Origin of the sequence: Pseudomonas sp., from assembly GCF_036404235.1 — a bacterium.
Lineage (GTDB): Bacteria > Pseudomonadota > Gammaproteobacteria > Pseudomonadales > Pseudomonadaceae > Aquipseudomonas.
Genome location: NZ_DASWOT010000161.1, coordinates 1 through 20,634, shown reverse-complemented (window position 1 = coordinate 20,634; position 20,634 = coordinate 1). Strand labels below are relative to the sequence as shown.

Here is a 20,634-nt window from a genome sequence, read left to right as displayed (position 1 = left end):
TTTCGAACGCTTTGAAGTTGGCGATGTTGCGTGGCAGCACCGAATCATCGTTGTCGCGATAGTAGGTTTTGCACAGCTCGACGATGGTGCGGCCAGCTTGCAGGAACAGCTCTTCGCGGTCGCTGTGGGTCGCGAGTGTCGAGCCGTTGCCCGGCAACGCGAGGCCCAGCGCTTCGGTCAGGCAGTTCATCGAGTTGGCGGTGAACATGCCGGAGCACGATCCGCAGGTCGGGCAGGCGCTGCGCTCGTACTCGGCGACTTTCTCGTCGCTGGCACTGGAATCGGCGGCGATGACCATTGCATCAACCAGATCCAGGCCGTGGCTGGCGAGCTTGGTCTTGCCAGCTTCCATCGGGCCACCGGACACGAAGATCACCGGAATGTTCAGGCGCAAGGCAGCCATCAACATGCCAGGGGTGATCTTGTCGCAGTTGGAGATGCAGACGATGGCGTCGGCGCAGTGGGCGTTGACCATGTATTCGACCGAGTCGGCAATGATCTCGCGGCTGGGCAGCGAATACAGCATGCCGTCGTGGCCCATGGCGATGCCGTCATCCACGGCAATGGTGTTGAATTCCTTAGCCACACCGCCTGCGCGTTCGATTTCACGGGCGACCAGTTGACCCAGATCCTTTAGGTGTACGTGCCCCGGTACGAATTGGGTGAACGAGTTGGCAATGGCAATGATGGGCTTCTTGAAATCTTCGTCCTTCATTCCGGTGGCGCGCCACAAGGCACGCGCTCCGGCCATATTGCGGCCATGGGTAGACGTTTTCGAACGGTAATCTGGCATTTGGGCACTCCGGCTAATCGGCTAATCGAGGAAGGGAGTGAGCTTCTAGTGACGTCGTTTGCAAATGGCAGTGACCGGATGCAGCGAATAACCGATAGCGTCGCAGGATCGCCGCGCGCTCGGCCTGAGCTCATAAACCCGCCGGGGGATGACTGGCGATGAATAGCGGTGATTCTACACCTGTCAGCGGGAGAGGGAATGGTTAGCTCGCCCGACTATTCTCGGCGAATTCAAATGCGAATCACCAGCAAGCTTGCGCTCATCAACTGCGGTACTTGTTCTGGCCATTAATCGGCCCGCAAACATCAAAGCCCAAGCACAAACCGACATTGCGTTATCATGCGCGGCCTGAATTACGCCTTAGGTTGGTTTTGCAATGTTGGCTTTTGTGATCCCGGATCGTCGATGAACGCGGCGGTCAATACAGATCTTTCCATGGAGCGTGTTCGCACGGGTGTGCGCCCTGCCGATCGCCTGGGTTTTACCTTGCTTGTTGCAGCGCTTGTGCATTTGGCGTTGATCCTTGGCGTGGGCTTCACCTTCGCCAAACCGGAAAAAATCAGCCAGACCCTGGAAATCACCCTCGCCCCGTTCAAAAGCGACATCAAACCCAAGGACGCGGATTTCCTTGCCCAGGAGAATCAACAAGGCAGCGGCACCCTGGACGAGAAAGCGGTGCCCAAGATCACTGAAATCGCGCCTTACCAAGACACCCAGATCAATAAAGTCACGCCGCCTCCTTCCGCCAAACAGGTGGTAAAGCAAGAAGCACCGAAGACTGCTGTCGCTACCAAGGCGCCGGCCAAGCAAAAGACCGTCGCCAAACGCGAAGAGGTCAAGCCCGAAGAAGCCAGGAAAGCTGCCCCGACCTTTGACAGCAGCCAGTTGAACGACGAAATCGCCAGCCTGGAAGCTGAGCTGTCGAACGAGCAGCAAGCCTACGCCAAGCGTCCGAAGATCCACCGCCTGAGCGCGGCATCGACCATGCGTGACAAGGGCGCCTGGTACAAGGAAGACTGGCGCAAGAAGATCGAGCGCATCGGTAATTTGAATTACCCCGAAGAGGCCCGACGCCAACAGATCTACGGCAACCTGCGGATGATGGTGTCGATCAACCGGGATGGCTCCCTGTACGAAGTATTGATTCTGGAGTCATCCGGTCAGCCGTTGCTGGATCAGGCGGCGCAAAAGATTGTACGTCTGGCGGCGCCATTTGCGCCGTTTACCGGCGATCTGGCAGACATCGACCGCCTGGAAATCATCCGTACCTGGAAATTTGCGCGCGGAGACAAGCTTTCCAGCAATTGAATACGCATGGGTAGGCGCGGGGCTTGTCCCGTGAGCGGCCGGGGACCGGTCGTAAACCTGCCATTTCGGCATTCCGGGTACACCGCATGCACTGGTTTTTACTGCCGCTTCGCGCCAGATCGCGGGACAATCCACGCTCCTACACGCTCCTACAAGTATTGCGCGCTACCGAGTAAACCAGAACCACGTCTTAAATATACAAAACCTGTTAGATCTGCCAGTTGTCAGCACTGGCCCGCAGCGCCACACTAGGGCTCATGAAAAACGTCTCCCCGTCATACCTCAAGCATCAGTTTCTGATCGCCATGCCCCATATGCATGACCAGAATTTCGCGCAGACCTTGACCTATATCGTCGAGCATAACGCCAGTGGCGCCATGGGGCTGGTGATTAACCGCCCGCAGAACCTGTCACTGGCTGACATTCTTGAGCAGTTGCGACCGGAAATGGTTCCGCCCGTGCGCTGCCAGCATATCCCCATTCATATGGGTGGTCCGGTTCAGACCGACCGAGGTTTCGTGCTGCACCCCCCTGGGCAGATCTTCCAGGCTACGGTCGATCTGGGCGGCGTCTCGCTGTCGACCTCTCAAGATGTGCTGTTTTCGATTGCCGACGGCTACGGCCCTGATCAAAACCTGATCACCCTCGGCTACGCTGGCTGGGATGCAGGCCAGTTGGAAGCAGAATTCGCCGCCAACGCCTGGCTGAATTGCGCGTTTGACCCGGCCATCCTGTTTGAAGTCGACAGCGAGCTGCGCCTTGATGCCGCCGCCGCCAAGCTCGGCATCAACCTGAATTTACTGACCAGCCAAGCAGGTCACGCCTGATGGCTGGCTTGCGCCTGCTACTGGGTTTCGACTACGGCACCAAACAGATCGGCGTTGCGGTCGGCCAGGTGATTACCGGCCAGGCCCGCGAGTTGTGTACCTTGAAAGCGCAAAATGGCGTCCCGGATTGGGACAAGGTCCAGGCCTTGATCACCGAATGGAAGCCCGACGCAATCGTGGTCGGCCTGCCGTTGAACATGGACGGCACGCCGAGCGAGATGAGCGCCCGCGCTGAAAAGTTCTCGCGCAAGCTCAACGGTCGCTTCAACCTGCCGGTTTACACCCACGATGAACGCCTGACCACCTTTGAAGCCAAGGGTGAGCGTATGGCTCGTGGCGGTCAACGCGGCAGTTATCGGGATAACCCGGTGGACGCCATTGCGGCTGCATTACTGCTGCAAGGCTGGTTGGAAGCCAACACCGCGTTATTCAATGCCTGACGCTTTGCGCTATACCGAATTCGTGTTTTAGCCCGAGCGCTCACGCGAGCGTCCTCGGGCACCTGAAGGAGCAATCATGAGCCTGCCCAGCCCCGCCGATTTGATCAGCCAGATGGCGATCGATCTGAAAGCGCATTTGAAAAAACGTGGGATCAGCGAGCCACGTTTCATTGGCATCCGCACCGGTGGCGTGTGGGTCGCACAAGCTCTGTTGCAAGAGTTGGGCAATGATTCGGCACTTGGCACGCTGGACGTCTCCTTCTATCGCGACGACTTCAGCCAGAACGGCCTGCACCCACAAGTGCGTCCTTCCGAGCTGCCGTTCGAGATAGAAGGCCAGCATTTGATCCTGATCGATGACGTATTAATGAGTGGCCGCACGATTCGCGCAGCGCTCAACGAACTGTTCGACTATGGCCGCCCGGCCAGCGTGACCCTGGTCTCGTTGCTCGATCTGGACGCTGGTGAGTTGCCGATTCGCCCCAACGTGGTCGGCGCGACACTGTCGCTGGCGCCTAACGAACGCGTGAAGCTGTCCGGCCCGACGCCGCTGACGCTTGAGCTGCAAGACCTTTCCACCGATTCCACAGCCCTCTAGCCGCCCTCTAACAAAGAGTCCTTTGCGATGACGCCTCTCGACGCCAAGCGCCCGCTGCAGCTCAACCATCAGGGTCAGCTGCAACATTTCCTCTCGCTCGACGGCTTGCCCCGCGAGCTGCTCACCGAAATCCTCGACACCGCTGATTCGTTTCTGGAAGTCGGTGCGCGGGCCGTGAAGAAGGTCCCGCTGTTGCGCGGCAAGACCGTGTGCAACGTGTTCTTCGAGAACTCGACGCGCACCCGCACCACCTTTGAATTGGCGGCCCAGCGGCTGTCGGCGGACGTCATCACCCTGAACGTGTCGACCTCCTCGACCAGCAAGGGCGAAACGCTGTTCGACACCCTGCGCAACCTGGAAGCCATGGCCGCCGACATGTTCGTCGTGCGCCACGGCGACTCGGGCGCAGCGCACTTCATCGCTGAGCACGTCTGCCCGCAGGTTGCGATCATCAACGGCGGCGACGGTCGTCACGCGCACCCGACCCAAGGCATGCTCGACATGCTGACCATTCGCCGCCACAAAGGCAGCTTTGAGAACCTTTCGGTAGCCATCGTCGGCGATATCCTGCATTCACGCGTCGCGCGCTCGAACATGATCGCGCTCAAGGCGCTGGGCTGCCCGGATATCCGCGTGATCGCCCCCAAGACCCTGCTGCCGGTCGGCGTCGAGCAATATGGTGTGAAGGTTTACACCGATCTGGCTGAAGGCCTGAAGGACGTTGACGTGGTGATCATGCTGCGCCTGCAACGCGAACGCATGTCGGGCGGCCTGCTGCCAAGCGAAGGCGAGTTCTACCGCCTGTTTGGCCTGACCACCGCGCGCCTGGCCGGTGCCAAGCCGGATGCCATCGTCATGCACCCCGGCCCGATCAACCGTGGTGTGGAAATCGAATCAGCCGTGGCCGATGGCGCGCACTCGGTCATTCTCAATCAAGTCACCTACGGCATCGCCGTGCGCATGGCCGTGTTGTCCATGGCCATGAGCGGCCAGACCGCACAACGCCAGTTCGAGCAGGAGAACGCGCAGTGAAGTTCAGCATCCTCGGCGCTCGCGTCATCGACCCTAGCAGCGGTCTGGATCAAGTCACCGACCTGCATCTGGAAGCCGGCAAAGTACTCGCCGTTGGTGCAGCGCCAGCGGGGTTCGTCGCCTCACAAACCATCGACGCCACTGGCCTGATTGCCGCGCCGGGGCTGGTCGATCTCAACGTCTCTCTGCGCGAGCCGGGCTACAGCCGCAAAGGCAGCATCGCCAGCGAAACCCGCGCCGCCGCCGCCGGTGGCGTGACCAGCCTGTGCTGCCCGCCACGGACTAAACCCGTTCTGGATACCTCCGCTGTTGCCGAGCTGATTCTCGACCGCGCCCGTGAGGCCGGACACAGCAAGGTGTTCCCGATTGGCGCGCTGAGCAAAGGTCTGGAAGGCGAGCAACTGGCCGAACTGATCGCGCTGCGTGACGCGGGTTGTGTGGCGTTCACCAACGGTCTGGTGAGTTTTCGCAGCAACCGTACCTTGTGTCGCGCACTGGAGTACGCCGCGACGTTCGACCTGACGGTGATCTTCAATTCGCAGGATTACGATTTGGCCGAAGGCGGCTTGGCCCATGACGGTCCGACTGCGGCCTTCCTCGGCTTGCCAGGCATCCCGGAAACGGCTGAAACCGTGGCATTGGCGCGCGATTTGTTGCTGGTCGAGCAAAGCGGCGTGCGAGCGCACTTCGCCCAACTGACCAGCGCACGCGGCGTCGAGCTGATTGCCCAGGCGCAGGCGCGTGGTCTGCCGGTAACAGCGGACGTCGCGCTGTATCAGCTGATTTTGACTGACGAAGCACTGATCGACTTCTCCAGCGTTTATCACGTGCAGCCGCCGCTACGCACCCGCGCAGACCGCGATGCACTGCGCGAAGGCGTGAAGTCAGGCGTGATTCAGGCGATTTCGAGCCATCACCAGCCCCATGAGCGTGATGCTAAGCTGGCGCCATTCGGCGCAACTGAGCCGGGCATCAGCAGCGTCGAACTGTTGCTGCCCCTGGCGATGACGCTGGTTGCCGATGGCTTGCTTGATTTACCGACGCTACTGGCGCGCCTGAGCGCAGGGCCTGCTGCGGCGTTGCGTTTGCCTGCTGGGCAATTGGCTGCCGGGTCGCCAGCGGATCTGCTGCTGTTCGACCCCACAGCCTCCACCGTTGCCGGTGAGCAATGGCTGTCCAAGGGCGAAAACTGTCCGTTCCTTGGGCATTGCCTGCCGAGTGCGGTGAAGTACACGTTTGTGGATGGGCGGATCAGCTATATCGCCTGAACACCCTGAAACTCCCTTGTGCAGCTGTCGAAGGCGGCGATAAGACCGAAACGGTTTTCAGCAGATCGAAACCACTTCGCAACCTTCGGCAGCTTCACAGGGATTAGCGTCTATAGGTCGAGCGTCACTCAGCCGTGGAGGGCTTCTCCCACAGGTTGATCCCGCCTTCCACTGCAAAGCGGTCGATTTCGGCCAGTTCTTCTGCGCTGAATTCGAGGTTTTTCAGTGCGCCGACGTTTTCGACGATCTGCTCCGGATGGCTCGCGCCAATCAACGAAGACGTTACCCGGGGATCGCGCAGGGTCCAGGCCAAGGCCATTTGCGCCAGGCTCTGGCCACGACGTTTGGCGATCTCGTTCAAGGCGCGCACATGGGCAATGTTCTGCTCGGACAGGTGCGATGCCTGCAACGAGCCACCTCCCGGACGATTGACCCGCGCATCCTTTGGGATGCCGTTCAGGTATTTGTCTGACAGCAGGCCTTGGGCCAGTGCGGTAAAGGCAATCACCCCTGCGCCGAGCTCGTCGGTTGCATCCAACAGGTCCTTCTCGACCCAACGATTGAGCATGTTGTAGGCCGGTTGGTGGATCAGCAGCGGGACTTTCCACTCTTTCAACAGGGCGGCCATTTCTCGGGTTTTAGAGCCTGAATAAGACGAGATACCGATATACAACGCCTTGCCCTGCTGCACGGCCGTAGCCAGCGCACTGGCGGTTTCTTCCAGCGGGGTGTCCGGGTCGAAGCGATGGGAATAAAAAATATCGACGTAATCGAGCCCCAGGCGCTGCAGGCTTTGATCAAGGCTTGCGAGCACGTATTTGCGTGAACCGCCGCCCTGACCATACGGCCCTGGCCACATGTCCCAACCGGCTTTAGTGGAGATGATCAACTCATCGCGATACTGCGCAAAGTCTTCCTTGAGCAGGTGCCCGAAGTTGACCTCTGCACTGCCATACGGTGGGCCGTAGTTGTTGGCGAGGTCGAAATGGTTAATGCCGTGATCGAACGCGGTGCGCAGCATGGCGCGTTGGGTGTCGATTGGCGTGCTGTCGCCGAAGTTGTGCCACAGGCCCAGTGACAGCGCGGGTAAAACTAACCCGCTACGCCCAACGCGACGATAAGGGATAACGTCGTAACGGTTTTCAGCAGCTATGTAGGTCATCGAATCCTCTCTTTTGGTCTGAACTGGCTAAGATTTCGGCGGCCTACTTCTGGCTCCCGTCATCATGCTGCAGACTCGCCTGATTCACGTTGCTGCCCGGCGGCACGCCACGGGTCAGCCAGACGTTGCCGCCAATGGTCGAGCCCTTGCCGATGGTGATACGTCCCAGAATCGTCGCGCCGGCATAAATCACCACGTCGTCCTCAACGATTGGATGACGCGCATGACCCTTCTGCAACTGACCGTCTTCGTCTGCCGGGAAGCGTTTGGCGCCCAGCGTCACAGCCTGGTAAATACGCACCCGCTCGCCAATGATTGCCGTTTCACCAATGACCACACCCGTCCCGTGATCGATGAAGAAGCTCGGGCCGATCTGCGCGCCAGGGTGAATGTCGATTCCGGTGGCCGAGTGCGCGAGTTCCGAACTGATCCTGGCCAGCAGCGGCAGGCCATTGCGATACAAATGATGCGCCAGCCGGTGATGGATCACCGCCAGAATCCCCGGATAGCACAACAACACCTCGTCGACGCTGCGCGCAGCCGGGTCGCCGTGATAGGCCGCGAGCACGTCGGTGTCGAGAATCTTGCGTATCGCTGGCAATGCACTGGCGAAGTCCTGGATCAGACGCTCGGCATGCACGTCCGCACAACTGGCATCTTCGCCGCGTTGGCGCGCGACATAGCGCAGCTCCAGCCGCGCTTGCTCCAACAACGAATTAAGCGCGACATCCAGCGTGTGTCCGACGTAGAAGTCTTCGCTTTCCTCTCGTAGATCCACAGGCCCCAGGCGCATAGGGAACAAGGCACCACTCAAGGCCTCGAGGATGTCACGCAGCGCTTCTCGGGATGGCAGCTCGCGACCGCCTTTCTCGCCACTGACGCGACCGTTTCGAGTGCGCCACTCATCACGCGCAGCGCGCAATTCACTAACGATCCGATGCAGTTGCCAATGACCCGTTACACCCTCGTCACATGCATCTGAAGACGGTTCGGGAATAGTGCTCACGCAGATTTCTCCTCAGTTTGACGATGGTTTCGTTCAATGACTTCTCAGCCAAGACGCGGCTCACGGTTGGGTCACTCTACGGTAAACTTTTGTGTCGAAAAAATACCAATTTTAGTAGGGCTTTAGAGAATCTACCGTCAGTAATCGTTTGGTTGCCCTGTAAGAACAGTCTGCCTATAGTCCTGCGACTCACTGAAGATTGACCGCCATCATGATGAAACAACAACTTTCCCACTTTAATCGTCTGCAATTGCTGAATGCCCCTACTGCGCTGGAAAAGCTTGAACGTCTGTCAATCTGGGCAGGGCGCGACCTCTACGTCAAACGTGACGACGTTACGCCGCTTGCGCTGGGTGGCAACAAATTGCGCAAGCTTGAGTACCTTGCCGCCGATGCATTGGCACAGGGCGCAGACACGCTGATCACCGCCGGTGCGATCCAGTCCAACCATGTACGTCAGACCGCAGCGCTGGCTGCCAGGCTGGGGCTAGGCTGCGTGGCTCTGCTGGAAAATCCCATCGCCACCGATGACATCAATTACCTGCGCAACGGCAATCGCCTGCTGCTGGACTTGTTCGATGCCAAGGTTGAGCTGGTGGACAATCTGGACAACGCCGACCAACAACTGCAGGCGCTGGCCGATAGCCTTAGCGCCAGCGGCAAGAAGCCGTATCGGGTGCCAATCGGCGGTTCCAATGCGCTGGGCGCCCTGGGTTATGTGCGCGCGGGATTTGAATTGGCCGAGCAGATTCAGCAAACCGGCCTCCAATTTGCCGCCGTCGTTCTCGCTTCGGGCAGCGCCGGCACGCACAGCGGTCTGGCGTTGGCGTTGGCTGAAGCCTTGCCACAGTTGCCGGTGATTGGTGTGACGGTGTCCCGTGCTGAAGAAGCCCAAGCGCCAAAAGTGCAAGGCCTGGCCGAGCGTACGGCTGCACTGTTGGGCGTGCCGCTGCCTTCTGCGTTCAAGGTCGAGCTATGGGATGAGTACTTTGGGCCGCGTTATGGCGAGCCAAACGCCGGGACCTTGTCGGCGATCAAGTTGGTGGCTAACCACGAAGGTCTGTTGCTCGACCCGGTCTACACTGGCAAAGCCATGGCCGGGCTACTCGATGGCATCGGTAGACAGCGTTTCAAGAACGGGCCGATCATCTTTTTGCATACCGGCGGAGCGCCAGCGCTATTTGCGTATCCAGACGTGTTCTCCAGTTAGCGGATGATGCGTTTCCGGCAGGAGTCGTCCCTTTGAATTGCACCCGTACAATCGCCCATCGACTGCCGCTGTACATACATAGGAGCGTGGCTTGTCCCGCGACCGGCGGGGAACCCGTCGTAAAACCTGCGCACGCGGTGTGACAGGGCAGGCCGCATGCAGCGGGTTTACTGCCGCTGCGCGCCAGATCGCGGGACAAGCCGCGCTCCTACAGCTGATTGAACCGTCACATTGAAGACATACGCCATGCGCAGCGGTGAAGCATCTGATACGACCACGCTTTTGAGCAAAAAACACCGACCGACAGCTTGACCGGAAACACAGTATTTACAGGGATGAAAGGGATAACCTTCTTATTCAAAAAACAAATAAGCGTGGCGCTTTTAATTATTTTTCTTCCTAAATTGCACCTCTTATGATCGCCGCCAGCACCGCAAACGCTATAAGGCTGACTGCTGGAAAAAGCTGGATAAACTTTCAGGGTCACAGTAGCTTTCGTCAGGTCTGATTCTTGCCTGATATTCCAATAAAACAGGGGACTCACATGAATATGTCTGCACTGCGCCGCACTTTCTTGCTGTCGGCGTTCAGCCTGGTACTTGGCACCGGTTTGGTGGGCCAAGCCATCGCTGGCGATCAACTCGACACCATCAAAAAGAACGGTACGCTCAAGGTTGGCCTTGAAGGCACTTACCCACCGTTCAGCTTCGTGGACAAGGACGGCAAGCTCACAGGGTTCGAGGTCGATTTTTCCGAAGCGCTGGGCAAAGAATTGGGCGTGAAAGTCCAACTGCAACCCACCCCGTGGGCCGGCATCCTCGCAGCGCTGGAGTCCAAGCGCCTGGACGTCGTCATCAACCAGGTGACCATCTCCGACGAGCGCAAGAAGAAGTATGACTTCTCCACGCCTTACACCGTTTCCGGCATTCAAGCGCTGGTGCAGAAAAAAGATGCAGACAAATTCAAGACCGCCAACGACCTGTCCGGCCACAAAGTCGGTGTCGGCCTGGGCACCAACTACGAGCAGTGGCTGAAAGAAAACGTGCCTGGTGCGGTGGTTAAAACCTACGACGATGATCCGACTAAATACCAGGACCTGCGCGTAGGCCGTATCGACGCGATTCTGGTAGACCGTCTGGCAGCATTGGAACTGGTCAGCAAGACCAAAGACGCCTTGGCTGTTTCCGGCGAACCGTTCTCCCGTCAGGAAGCTGGCATTGCCCTGCGCAAAGGCGAGCCTGAGCTGCTGGACGCGATCAACAAGGCCATCGACAAACTGCGTGCCGACGGTACCCTCGCCAAACTGTCGCAGAAGTACTTCCAGGCTGACGTGACCAAATGATTGCAGAGAGCCTACAGCTCGCGTTGGACTCCGCACCCTTTCTGCTCAAGGGCGCGTACTACACCGTAGGCCTTAGCCTCGGCGGGATGTTTTTCGGATTGGTGCTGGGCTTCGGCCTGGCGCTGATGCGGCTCTCGAAGATCAAGTTGATCAGCGGTATTGCCAGGGTTTACGTGTCGTTCTTCCGAGGCACGCCGTTGTTGGTCCAGCTGTTCATGATCTATTACGGCCTGCCGGACTTCGGAATCGAACTGGATGCCATCAGCGCAGCGCTGATCGGCCTGTCACTGAACATGGCAGCTTATGCCTGTGAAATCCTGCGCTCGGCCATTGGCGCCGTAGACAAGGGCCAGTGGGAGGCGGCGGCCAGTATCGGCATGACCCGCGCCCAGACCATGCGCCGGGCGATCCTGCCGCAGGCTGCGCGTACCGCTTTGCCGCCGTTGGGCAACAGTTTTATTTCGCTGGTCAAAGACACTGCCATGGCCGCCACCATCCAGGTGCCGGAGGTGTTCCGCCAAGCGCAGTTGATTTCCTCCAGAACGCTGGAAATATTCACGATGTACTTCACGGTCGCCGTGATCTATTGGGTGCTGTGCAGCGTCCTTGCACACCTGCAAAACCGTCTGGAAACGCAGGTCAACCGATATGACCTGGAGTCCTGACGCATGATCGTGGTTGAAAAGCTGACCAAAGAATTCAATGGCAACCAAATCCTCAAGGGCATCGACCTGCGTGTCGAAGCTGGCGAAGTCGTGGCGATCATTGGTCCCAGCGGCTCGGGAAAAACGACGTTGTTGCGCTGCCTGAATTTCCTCGAAGAACCCACCAGCGGCACCATCGTCGTCGGCGATATCAAAATAGATGGCAGCCGGCCTCTCAGCCAACAACAAGGGTTGATTCGTCAATTGCGCCAGCACGTGGGTTTCGTGTTTCAGAACTTCAACCTGTTCCCCCACCGTACGGCGCTGGAAAACGTCATCGAAGGCCCGATTGTGGTCAAGAAGATGCACAAGGCGAAGGCTGTCGAACTAGGCCGCAAGTTGTTGGCCAAAGTGGGACTCGCCGGTAAGGAAGATGCCTACCCGCGTCGCCTGTCGGGCGGACAACAACAGCGCGTGGCGATTGCCCGGGCGTTGGCGATGGAACCGGAGGTCATTCTGTTTGATGAGCCGACCTCCGCGCTTGACCCGGAATTGGTGGGTGAAGTGCTGACCACGATTCGGGCGTTGGCCGAGGAAAAGCGCACAATGGTGATCGTCACGCACGAGATGAATTTCGCACGGGATGTCGCCAATCGCGTGGTGTTCATCGACAAGGGCGTTATCGTCGAGCAAGGGGAGGCCAAGGCGCTGTTTGCTCATCCGAAGGAAGAGCGCACCCGACAATTCCTCGAACGAAGCAGGACATAATCCTACAGCTATAACTACAAAAATTACGCTGTTAGGCGCCTTTTCCTACGCTCTTACATTTCAATAACTTTTATTTAATCTAAAGAGCTGTCCAGTTGCCTAAGCTAGTGGGTATCAATTCATCGGATTTCTCGTCACCGATCTTACAAATTAATTCAGTCATTATTGGGCGCGAGAGTAGGACACGACACAAACGGTGATCAGTTTAGAAAAAATAGAGTCATTTCCTACGTAAATACGAGAAGCTTCTGCAAGTAAGTAGGAATACACCTCCACCGCGATTTGCCGATCACCATAATCGAGTAGGAAAGATCTTTTTATTATGAATATTTAGTCATAATCACTTATTTTCGTTGACAGCGATCCAATAACACAATTACCTCGATGGTAACGATCAAGGCATTAACAGAACTTTCAACTCGCGATATGAGACCGGCTGTAACAGTTGCCATAAGTTCGTACTCAGCGTGTACTAATCATCGTTCAGCATCTTGCGCCATCAATATGCTTACAAGGACGCGCAAGTAATTATTCAAGGTAAACATGGTTATCACCCTCTAAAGAGTAATCCGCTATGACCTATGCCTCTAGCAAACTCGTACACTTTAAGCTGTTCCCTCCCTATCTGCCGCAAGCCAACAAGCATGGAATCGGCGTGCTGGCGGCGGCGAATCTTGCCGTCAATATTGATCCCTATCCGGACATGGATATTGGCGACTTGATCGAATTGTTTTGGGGGGAGAGTTATGTCGCGTCCAAGCTGTTAACAGCATCTGATATTGGTTACACGTCAGTGCTACGCGTACCAGAAAGCTTCCTGCAAACCGGAAAGGCCAGGATTTACTACAGCGTCAGGAAGATCGGAGGCACTCCGGTGCAGTCCCCATCCAGCAAGCTTTGGGTCAAGTTGGAGCCTCCTGGTGGCCACTTGATTAACACGGTGCTGGGAGAAAACCAGGGACTGGCGGCGTTGTCGTTTTCCCCCGCGGTGCTGCACAGAGGGATAAGCCGCAAGCACTTAAACGAGGGTATCGAACTGGCTATCGAAGCCTATCCGAACATGGATGCATACGATGAAATCACCTTGCGCTGGGGGGATTCACGTATCGATCTGCCTATCGTTACCAGTGAGCAAGTCGGCAAGGCCATCAGGTTTCACCTGCCAGGTACGTTTATTAACGACGCCGGCATAGATGAGGAGCATGAAGTGACGTATTGCGTCATAGACCGCGTGGGGAATAATTCGATGTGGGCACCGCCTCGCTCGATAAAAGTTATGGTCAACGATTATTGTCACGCGTGAGGCTGGCCGACGACATCACGCATGTGCTTGGGCGCAGTCAGGTTTAACCGAAGGCTCCCGACTGCGCCAAGCACACTATTCAAACACTGCAAATAGATGTGAACCCGCTCACATTCAACTAACACACAGGAAACATCCTACGGATTTTTCAATTTCGACCTACATCTACTTCAACATCTGATGAATAAGACGCTGCTAGCCTTCGTTGAATCCTTCATGAGATGCGCGCTTATGAACAGCAGACAAATCGTCAAATACTTGCTACTCATGTTGATATTGAGTTCCTGTCTGACTTACACCCAAGTCACCTGATTGGCCGCCGGCCAGTGTGACGTGCTGCTCAAGAGCTGCGCGCTTTCACCTTCTATGCTTATTCCAAAATTCGAGTTTATTTAGTTTTTATACACGCTTAGGGTATATGCACCGGGCTACCGGACCATCGTCAGCACTTTCAGCCGCCATCGCGGCTATCACGAGGTTTGAATGGTCATCTTCACAATTACCCCAGTGCATAACGCCAGGGCATTGCGCGTTTGCAGAGGTCGCCACCATGACTGATCTAAGCGCCATTGGCGTCCAGCACACCCTGGACGTTGCTCCCCCCCTGTTACCGACCACCGTATTGCGCAACGATGCCCAAGCCATTGCGGCAGCCCTTGAGTTAGCCAGCGCGGTGCGCGTGAACGCCGCCCAACGTGATCGCGAACGCCAGTTGCCCTGGTCAGAAATCGAACAGTTCACCCGTAGCGGCCTGGGCAGCATCTCCGTGCCCCGCGCTTATGGCGGTCCTCAGGTTTCGTTCGTTACTGTGGCTGAGGTATTCCGGATTCTGTCGGCAGCGGACCCTGCGGTTGGGCAAATCCCACAAAACCACTTCGGCATCCTCAACTCACTGATCGGTAGCGCCAGCGAATCACAGAAAAAAGCCTTGTTCGAGGGCGTTCTGCATGGCTGGCGGATCGGCAACGGTGGCCCTGAACGCGGTACCAAAAACACCCTTGATGTACGAGCGCGTCTGACAGCCGATGGCGATCAATTCCTGCTCAACGGCGAGAAGTTTTACTCCACCGGCGCGCTGTTTGCTCATTGGGTCGCGGTCAAGGCGCTGAACGAGAGCGGTAAACAAGTGCTGGTGTTCGTTGAGCGTGGCACGCCAGGCCTGCACATCGTCGACGATTGGTCCGGCTTTGGCCAACGCACCACCGCCAGTGGCACGGTGCTGCTGGAGAACGTAAGGGTCAGCGGTGAGTTCGTCATTGAGAACTGGAAGCTGGCGTTGTCGCCCAATATTCAGGGCGCGGTGTCTCAACTGATTCAGGCCGCCATCGACGCTGGCATCGCGCGTGAAGCCATTGACGACAGCATCCGCTTCGTTCGTGAACGCTCTCGTCCCTGGATCGAAGCCAACGTCGAGCGTGCCGGCGACGATCTTTACGTCATCGCCGACATCGGCAAATTGAAACTCGAACTGCATGCCGCCGAAGCGCTGCTGCGCAAAGCTGGACGCGTGCTGGATGAGATTGCCGCGAACCCGATCACGGAGCAATCCGCTGCCAGGGCGTCGATTGTGGTGGCAGAGGCCAAAGTACTGACCACTGAAATCGCCCTGCAAGCCAGCGAAAAGTTGTTCGAGCTGGCTGGCAGCCGCGCCACGCTCGCCGAGTTCAACCTTGATCGACACTGGCGCAACGCGCGGGTCCATACCCTGCACGACCCTGTGCGCTGGAAGGTCCACGCCGTCGGCGCTTACAACCTCAATGGCGCCTTGCCTGCTCGCCACTCCTGGATCTGACCAGACCACTGGAATCACTTTTATGAGCATTAATCTTTCGCTGTCTGAACAGCAGGCGGCAACATCGGTCGTGGTCATTACCGACGACGCCCAGGCCCTGCAAATCGCCCACGACCTGGCCTCACAATTCAAGCAAGACAGCAGCGTGCGCGATCGCGAACGCCGCTTGCCTCATCAAGAGCTGGAGCAGTTCTCACGCTCCGGCCTGTGGGGCATCAGTGTGCCCAAGACGTTCGGCGGTGCGGGCGTTTCCTACGTCACGCTGGCCGAGGTCACCCGTATCATTTCGCAAGCCGACAGCTCGCTGGGGCAAATCCCGCAAAACCATTTTTACGCCCTCGAAGTGCTACGGGTGAATGGCCGCGTGGAGCAACAGCAGCTGTTGTACGCCGAGGTCCTCGCAGGTCAGCGCCTGGGTAATGCACTGGCCGAGCTGGGCACCACGAACGCCCATGACCGCACAACGCGCCTGAGCCGTGATGGCGATGGATTTCGTATCAATGGGCGTAAGTTTTATTCCACCGGCGCGCTGTACGCGCAACGTATTCCAACCTCGGTCATCGACGATGACGGCGTCCAGCAATTAGCGTTCGTACCCGCTGATGCACCCGGTCTTACGGTTATCGACGATTGGAGTGGCTTTGGCCAGCGCACCACAGGCAGTGGTTCGGTGGTGTTCGACTACGTGTATGTCAGCGCTGAAGATGTGGTGCCTTTCCAAACCGCGTTCGAACGCCCGACCACCGTAGGCCCGCTGGCACAGATTCTCCACGCGGCCATCGACACCGGCATTGCTCGCGCAGCCTATGAAGACGCCCTGCATTTCGTACGCACCCGCACTCGGCCCTGGATTGACTCAGGCATCGAAAAAGCCGTGGATGACCCGCTGACATTGCACAGCTTTGGCAAGCTCGGCATTCGTTTGCACGCAGCCGAAGCATTGCTGGAGCGCTCGGGGGAGTTTCTCGACCGCGCCCAGGCGGATAGCAGCGCGGACAACGTCGCAGCCGCGTCAATTGCAGTTGCAGAGGCGCGCGCTATCAGCACTGAGGTTGCGTTAGCCGCAGGTAGCACGCTGTTCGAATTGGCCGGATCACAAGCGACGCTGGCTGAGCACAATCTGGATCGTCACTGGCGCAACGCACGCGTCCACACACTGCACGATCCCGTGCGCTGGAAGTATCACGCCATCGGTAATTTCTACCTGAATGGTGTCAATCCGCCGCGCCGGGGAACGATCTGATGAGCAAGAAAAAGATTCTGCTCAATGCGTTCAACATGAACTGCATCGGCCACATCAATCACGGTTTCTGGACGCATCCGCGTGATACCTCAACCCAGTACAAGACGCTTGAGTACTGGACTGACCTGGCCAAATTGCTGGAGCGCGGGTTGTTCGATGGCCTGTTTATCGCCGACATCGTGGGTGTGTACGACATCTATCAACACTCGGTGGACGTGACGCTCAAAGAGTCGATTCAGTTGCCGGTCAATGACCCGTTGTTGCTGGTTTCGGCCATGGCCGCCGTGACCCAAAACCTGGGCTTTGGGCTGACCGCCAACCTCACTTACGAAGCGCCGTACTTGTTCGCTCGTCGCATGTCCACGCTCGATCACCTGACCCGGGGGCGTGTGGGTTGGAACATCGTCACCGGCTATCTGGACAGCGCGGCGAAGGCGATGGGCCTCAAAGAGCAGATCGAACATGACCGTCGTTACGACCAGGCCGATGAATATCTGGAAGTGCTTTACAAGCTTTGGGAAGGCAGTTGGGAAGACGACGCCGTGATCGAAGATCGTCAGGCGCGTATCTACGCCCAACCAGACAAAGTGCATAAGGTTCGGCACGAGGGCGAGTTCTATCAGGTCGAGGGTTATCACCTGTGTGAGCCCTCGCCACAGCGCACGCCGTTGTTGTTTCAGGCAGGCAGTTCCGAGCGTGGCTTGCAGTTCGCCGGGGCAAATGCCGAATGCGTATTCATTAGCGGACAGAACAAAGCGGCGACCCGCGAACAGGTGGACAAGGTCCGCGCTGCCGCCCGGGCCGCCGGGCGAAATCCAGACGACATCAAGGTGTTCATGGGCCTGAATGTGATCGTTGGTGCAACCGAAGAAGCTGCACGGGCCAAGCATGCCGAGTACCTGGGATATGCCAGCGCAGAGGCCGGTCTTGCGCACTTTGCAGCTTCGACAGGGATCGACTTCGCCGAGTACGAACTGGACGAGCCGATCCAGCACGTAAAAGGCAATGCCATTCAGTCGGCGACCAAAATCCTTAAAAACAATGATTGGACGAAGCGAAAGCTGCTCGACCAGCACGCCTTGGGCGGACGTTACATCACGCTGATCGGCTCGCCAACGCAGGTGGCCGACGAGCTGGAATCGTGGATCGCCGAGACCGGTCTTGATGGCTTCAACCTCACGCGCATCGTCACCCCGCAAAGCTACGAGGACTTCATCGATCTGGTGATCCCGGAGCTGCAACGGCGCGGCTCATACAAGACCGCGTACGACAACGGCACATTGCGTGAAAAGTTGTTTCCCGAAGGCGGCGCGCGGTTGCCTGAACGGCACAGGGGGGCAGGATTCAGGACGCAGGCCAAATAGCCAATTGACCGTATTCAATCCCGACGTGCAATCACAGATTCAACTACCGGACTACCTAAAATGACAAAAATCTTCCTTGCGCTTGCCCTCAGTGTGCTGACCCTGGCCGTCCACGCGGCCGACAAACCGCTCAAAGTCGGCACCACCGCCGCGTTCGCCATCCCGTTGGAAACGGCTGTCGCCGAAGCCGACAAGCAAGGCTTGAAGGTCGATCTGGTCGAGTTCACCGACTGGATCGCGCCCAACGTCAGCCTTGCTGCCGGTGATATCGACGTGAACTACTTCCAGCACATCCCGTTTCTGGAAAACGCCAAGGCCGCTGCCGGATTCAATCTGGTGCCTTATGCCCCCGGCATCATCAACAACGTTGGCCTGTATTCGAAGAAGTACAAAAGCTTCGATGAGCTGCCAAGTGGCGCCTCGGTGGCTATTGCCAACGACCCGATCAACAGCGGCCGAGGCTTGCAACTGTTGGCCAAGGCCGGTTTGATTACCCTCAAGCCCGGCGTTGGCTATAAAGCCACCGAAGACGACATCACCGCCAACCCGAAAAAAATCAAACTGATCCAGGTTGAGGCCGTGCAATTGGTCCGCGCCTATGACGACGCCGATCTGGTGCAGGGCTATCCGGCCTACATACGCCTGGCGAAAACCTTCGATGCCGGTTCCGCGATCCTGTTTGACGGCCTCGATCACCCTGAATACGTGATCCAGTTCGTCATCAAGCCAGAGAGCAAAGACGATCCGCGCCTGGCGAAGTTCATCGACATCTACCAGCACTCGCCCGTGGTCCGCGCCTCGCTGGACAAGGTTAACGGCACTCTGTACCAGGTTGGCTGGAAGGACTGAACATGAACGCGACGGTACAACGACAGCTCCCGCTGGGGCCCACCGACAACCCTCATCAAGCCGCACAGGCGCAACTGCGCCCGGAAAAGAACCACGCTCACGTACGCTTCATCAATCTGGGCAAGACCTATGAGGGGCAGCAAGGACCCGTCGCCGCGCTGCAAAACATCGACCTCGATATCCAGCGCGGCGAAGTGTTCGGCATCATTGGGCGCAGCGGCGCAGGCAAATCGTCACTGATCCGTACCATCAACCGTCTTGAACAACCCAGCAGCGGTCGAGTGCTGATCGATCAGCTGGATATCGGTGAGTACGATGAGGATGCGCTGGTGAAGCTGCGTCGGCGCATCGGCATGATTTTCCAGCACTTCAACCTGATGTCGGCCAAAACCGTATGGCAGAACGTCGAGTTGCCACTGAAAGTCGCGGGCGTGCCCAAGGAGCAGCGCCAACGCAAAGTTGCCGAGCTTCTGGAATTGGTAGGCCTGCAGGACAAACACAAGGCGTATCCCGCGCAACTGTCGGGCGGGCAGAAACAACGCGTCGGCATCGCTCGGGCGCTGGTTCACGACCCGGCGATATTGCTCTGTGACGAAGCGACTTCGGCGCTCGACCCAGAGACTACACAATCGATCCTCGGCTTGCTGCGCGAGATCAATCAGCGTCTTGGCCTGACGATCATTCTGATCACCCACGAAATGGCGGTGATACGGGAAATCTGCGACCGCGTCGTGGTGCTCGAACAGGGCCGCGTCGTGGAGCAAGGGCCGGTGTGGCAGGTGTTTGGCGACCCTCAACACCAGGTCAGTAAAACCTTGCTCGCTCCGTTGCAGCACGGTTTGCCGGAAGATCTTCAAGCGCGCCTTCAGGCTCATCCGCAAAATCCTGACGCGGCCGTGGTGCTGGATCTTCAGTTCAGTGGCGCGGGTAACAGCGAGCCTGACCTGTCGGCGTTGTTTGGCGCCTTTGGCGGCAAAGTCAGTTTGCTGCATGGCGGCGTCGAACGCATTCAAGGGCATGCGCTCGGACATTTGCTGTTGTCGATTGCCCACTCGCCGCTTTCGCTGGAAGAGTTGCTCGCGCGCGCCCGCAAACAGGCGCAACACGCAAAGGTGCTGGGTTATGTGGTTTGATCGTTTGCTGCAAGGCGTCATCGACACTTTCCTGATGGTCGGCGTGTCCTCGCTGATCGCGCTGATTCTCGGTATCCCGCTGGCAGTGATCCTGGTCACCAGCGGCAAAGGCGGGATTTATCAGGCGCCTAACGTCAACCGCGTGCTCGGCGCGTTCGTTAACGTGTTCCGCTCAGTACCGTTTCTGATTTTGATGGTCGCGCTCATTCCCTTCACCCGACTGATCGTCGGCACCACGTATGGCGTCTGGGCCGCCGTCGTCCCGCTGACGATTGCCGCGACCCCGTTCTTCGCACGCATTGCCGAAGTCAGCCTGCGCGAGGTGGACCATGGCCTGATCGAAGCGGCGCAGGCCATGGGGTGTCGGCGCTGGCATATTGTCTGGCACGTACTGCTGCCCGAGTCGCTGCCGGGTATCGTCGGCGGTTTCACGATCACCCTGGTGACCATGATCAACTCCTCGGCCATGGCCGGCGCCATTGGTGCTGGCGGGCTGGGCGACATCGCCTATCGCTACGGCTATCAGCGCTTCGATACGCAAGTGATGCTGAC

General features: G+C 58.0%; 20 protein-coding genes. 17 read left to right on the top strand and 3 right to left on the bottom strand.

All coding sequences use genetic code 11. The annotated features are described in order from the left end of the window. The coding region (locus tag VGC62_RS20205) for a dihydroxy-acid dehydratase (protein WP_331188850.1) at positions 1-793 on the bottom strand (793 nt) is incomplete at its 3' end. A gap of 405 nt (positions 794-1,198) precedes the next feature. Here VGC62_RS20205 and VGC62_RS20200 point away from each other — a divergent pair. From VGC62_RS20200 to VGC62_RS20175, 6 genes are all read left to right on the top strand, one after another. Next, entirely contained in the window at positions 1,199-2,101 is a 903-nt protein-coding gene (locus VGC62_RS20200; RefSeq protein ID WP_331188849.1) for an energy transducer TonB, read from the top strand. Positions 2,102-2,358: 257 nt separating this feature from the next. Next, complete coding sequence (locus VGC62_RS20195) at positions 2,359-2,928, top strand: YqgE/AlgH family protein (protein ID WP_331188848.1); 570 nt, start codon at positions 2,359-2,361, stop codon at positions 2,926-2,928. Next, positions 2,928-3,368, top strand: a complete 441-nt coding sequence (gene ruvX, locus VGC62_RS20190) for a Holliday junction resolvase RuvX (protein ID WP_331188847.1) — start codon at positions 2,928-2,930, stop codon at positions 3,366-3,368. The genes VGC62_RS20195 and ruvX overlap by 1 nt, the downstream gene beginning before the upstream one ends. Positions 3,369-3,444: 76 nt before the next feature. After that, entirely contained in the window at positions 3,445-3,966 is a 522-nt protein-coding gene (pyrR, locus tag VGC62_RS20185; protein ID WP_331188846.1) for a bifunctional pyr operon transcriptional regulator/uracil phosphoribosyltransferase PyrR, read from the top strand. A 27-nt stretch (positions 3,967-3,993) separates the two neighbouring features. Continuing rightward, positions 3,994-4,998 carry an aspartate carbamoyltransferase catalytic subunit gene (locus VGC62_RS20180; protein WP_331188845.1) on the top strand — a complete coding sequence of 335 codons (1,005 nt, stop codon included), beginning with the start codon at positions 3,994-3,996 and terminating at the stop codon, positions 4,996-4,998. Next, positions 4,995-6,266: a dihydroorotase gene (locus VGC62_RS20175; RefSeq protein WP_331188844.1), complete on the top strand. Its 1,272-nt coding sequence runs from the start codon at positions 4,995-4,997 to the stop codon at positions 6,264-6,266. The genes VGC62_RS20180 and VGC62_RS20175 overlap by 4 nt, the downstream gene beginning before the upstream one ends. A 124-nt stretch (positions 6,267-6,390) precedes the next feature. Here VGC62_RS20175 and mgrA read toward each other — a convergent pair whose 3' ends face one another. Together mgrA and epsC are read right to left on the bottom strand one after the other, a co-directional pair. Then, positions 6,391-7,428: an L-glyceraldehyde 3-phosphate reductase gene (gene mgrA, locus VGC62_RS20170; protein WP_331188843.1), complete on the bottom strand. Its 1,038-nt coding sequence runs from the start codon at positions 7,426-7,428 to the stop codon at positions 6,391-6,393. Between the two features lie 43 nt (positions 7,429-7,471). Further along, complete coding sequence (gene epsC / locus VGC62_RS20165; RefSeq protein WP_331188842.1) at positions 7,472-8,434, bottom strand: serine O-acetyltransferase EpsC; 963 nt, start codon at positions 8,432-8,434, stop codon at positions 7,472-7,474. 211 nt (positions 8,435-8,645) lie between these two features. Between epsC and VGC62_RS20160 the strand changes: the two genes are divergently transcribed. The 11 genes from VGC62_RS20160 to VGC62_RS20110 all read left to right on the top strand — a co-directional run. Then, the gene (locus tag VGC62_RS20160) at positions 8,646-9,644 is read left to right on the top strand and encodes a D-cysteine desulfhydrase (RefSeq protein ID WP_331188841.1); all 999 of its coding nucleotides are present in this window, start codon (positions 8,646-8,648) and stop codon (positions 9,642-9,644) included. Between the two features lie 544 nt (positions 9,645-10,188). Beyond that, entirely contained in the window at positions 10,189-10,986 is a 798-nt protein-coding gene (gene tcyJ / locus VGC62_RS20155) for a cystine ABC transporter substrate-binding protein (protein WP_331188840.1), read from the top strand. Beyond that, positions 10,983-11,651: a cystine ABC transporter permease gene (gene tcyL / locus VGC62_RS20150; protein ID WP_331188839.1), complete on the top strand. Its 669-nt coding sequence runs from the start codon at positions 10,983-10,985 to the stop codon at positions 11,649-11,651. The genes tcyJ and tcyL overlap by 4 nt, the downstream gene beginning before the upstream one ends. 3 nt (positions 11,652-11,654) lie before the next feature. Further along, entirely contained in the window at positions 11,655-12,398 is a 744-nt protein-coding gene (tcyN, locus tag VGC62_RS20145; protein WP_331188838.1) for an L-cystine ABC transporter ATP-binding protein TcyN, read from the top strand. Between the two features lie 574 nt (positions 12,399-12,972). Next, positions 12,973-13,701, top strand: coding sequence for a hypothetical protein (locus VGC62_RS20140; RefSeq protein WP_331188837.1), 729 nt, complete (start codon positions 12,973-12,975; stop codon positions 13,699-13,701). Between the two features lie 550 nt (positions 13,702-14,251). Continuing rightward, the gene (locus tag VGC62_RS20135) at positions 14,252-15,493 is read left to right on the top strand and encodes an SfnB family sulfur acquisition oxidoreductase (RefSeq protein ID WP_331188836.1); all 1,242 of its coding nucleotides are present in this window, start codon (positions 14,252-14,254) and stop codon (positions 15,491-15,493) included. 22 nt (positions 15,494-15,515) lie between these two features. Continuing rightward, a complete protein-coding gene (locus VGC62_RS20130) occupies positions 15,516-16,736 on the top strand; it encodes an SfnB family sulfur acquisition oxidoreductase (protein ID WP_331188835.1) in 1,221 nt (406 codons plus the stop codon). After that, the gene (locus tag VGC62_RS20125; RefSeq protein ID WP_331188834.1) at positions 16,736-18,100 is read left to right on the top strand and encodes an LLM class flavin-dependent oxidoreductase; all 1,365 of its coding nucleotides are present in this window, start codon (positions 16,736-16,738) and stop codon (positions 18,098-18,100) included. The genes VGC62_RS20130 and VGC62_RS20125 overlap by 1 nt, the downstream gene beginning before the upstream one ends. 60 nt (positions 18,101-18,160) lie before the next feature. Then, positions 18,161-18,949, top strand: coding sequence for a MetQ/NlpA family ABC transporter substrate-binding protein (locus VGC62_RS20120; protein ID WP_331188833.1), 789 nt, complete (start codon positions 18,161-18,163; stop codon positions 18,947-18,949). Positions 18,950-18,951: 2 nt separating this feature from the next. After that, positions 18,952-20,082, top strand: coding sequence for a methionine ABC transporter ATP-binding protein (locus VGC62_RS20115; protein WP_331188832.1), 1,131 nt, complete (start codon positions 18,952-18,954; stop codon positions 20,080-20,082). Then, positions 20,072-20,634 (top strand): methionine ABC transporter permease (locus VGC62_RS20110; RefSeq protein ID WP_331188831.1); only part of this gene is annotated, 563 nt, incomplete at its 3' end. The genes VGC62_RS20115 and VGC62_RS20110, both read left to right, overlap by 11 nt.

What these genes read in the sequence shown, in the direction of transcription:
- pyrR (WP_331188846.1), top strand. Translation starts at nt 3,445, where the DNA reads ATGAGCCTGCCCAGCCCCGCCGATTTGATCAGCCAGATGGCGATCGAT.
- VGC62_RS20160 (WP_331188841.1), top strand. Translation starts at nt 8,646, where the DNA reads ATGATGAAACAACAACTTTCCCACTTTAATCGTCTGCAATTGCTGAAT.
- ruvX (WP_331188847.1), top strand. Translation starts at nt 2,928, where the DNA reads ATGGCTGGCTTGCGCCTGCTACTGGGTTTCGACTACGGCACCAAACAG.
- VGC62_RS20135 (WP_331188836.1), top strand. Translation starts at nt 14,252, where the DNA reads ATGACTGATCTAAGCGCCATTGGCGTCCAGCACACCCTGGACGTTGCT.
- VGC62_RS20115 (WP_331188832.1), top strand. Translation starts at nt 18,952, where the DNA reads ATGAACGCGACGGTACAACGACAGCTCCCGCTGGGGCCCACCGACAAC.
- VGC62_RS20140 (WP_331188837.1), top strand. Translation starts at nt 12,973, where the DNA reads ATGACCTATGCCTCTAGCAAACTCGTACACTTTAAGCTGTTCCCTCCC.
- mgrA (WP_331188843.1), bottom strand. Translation starts at nt 7,428, where the DNA reads ATGACCTACATAGCTGCTGAAAACCGTTACGACGTTATCCCTTATCGT.
- VGC62_RS20180 (WP_331188845.1), top strand. Translation starts at nt 3,994, where the DNA reads ATGACGCCTCTCGACGCCAAGCGCCCGCTGCAGCTCAACCATCAGGGT.
- VGC62_RS20130 (WP_331188835.1), top strand. Translation starts at nt 15,516, where the DNA reads ATGAGCATTAATCTTTCGCTGTCTGAACAGCAGGCGGCAACATCGGTC.
- VGC62_RS20195 (WP_331188848.1), top strand. Translation starts at nt 2,359, where the DNA reads ATGAAAAACGTCTCCCCGTCATACCTCAAGCATCAGTTTCTGATCGCC.
- VGC62_RS20200 (WP_331188849.1), top strand. Translation starts at nt 1,199, where the DNA reads ATGAACGCGGCGGTCAATACAGATCTTTCCATGGAGCGTGTTCGCACG.
- tcyN (WP_331188838.1), top strand. Translation starts at nt 11,655, where the DNA reads ATGATCGTGGTTGAAAAGCTGACCAAAGAATTCAATGGCAACCAAATC.
- tcyJ (WP_331188840.1), top strand. Translation starts at nt 10,189, where the DNA reads ATGAATATGTCTGCACTGCGCCGCACTTTCTTGCTGTCGGCGTTCAGC.
- VGC62_RS20125 (WP_331188834.1), top strand. Translation starts at nt 16,736, where the DNA reads ATGAGCAAGAAAAAGATTCTGCTCAATGCGTTCAACATGAACTGCATC.
- tcyL (WP_331188839.1), top strand. Translation starts at nt 10,983, where the DNA reads ATGATTGCAGAGAGCCTACAGCTCGCGTTGGACTCCGCACCCTTTCTG.
- VGC62_RS20120 (WP_331188833.1), top strand. Translation starts at nt 18,161, where the DNA reads ATGACAAAAATCTTCCTTGCGCTTGCCCTCAGTGTGCTGACCCTGGCC.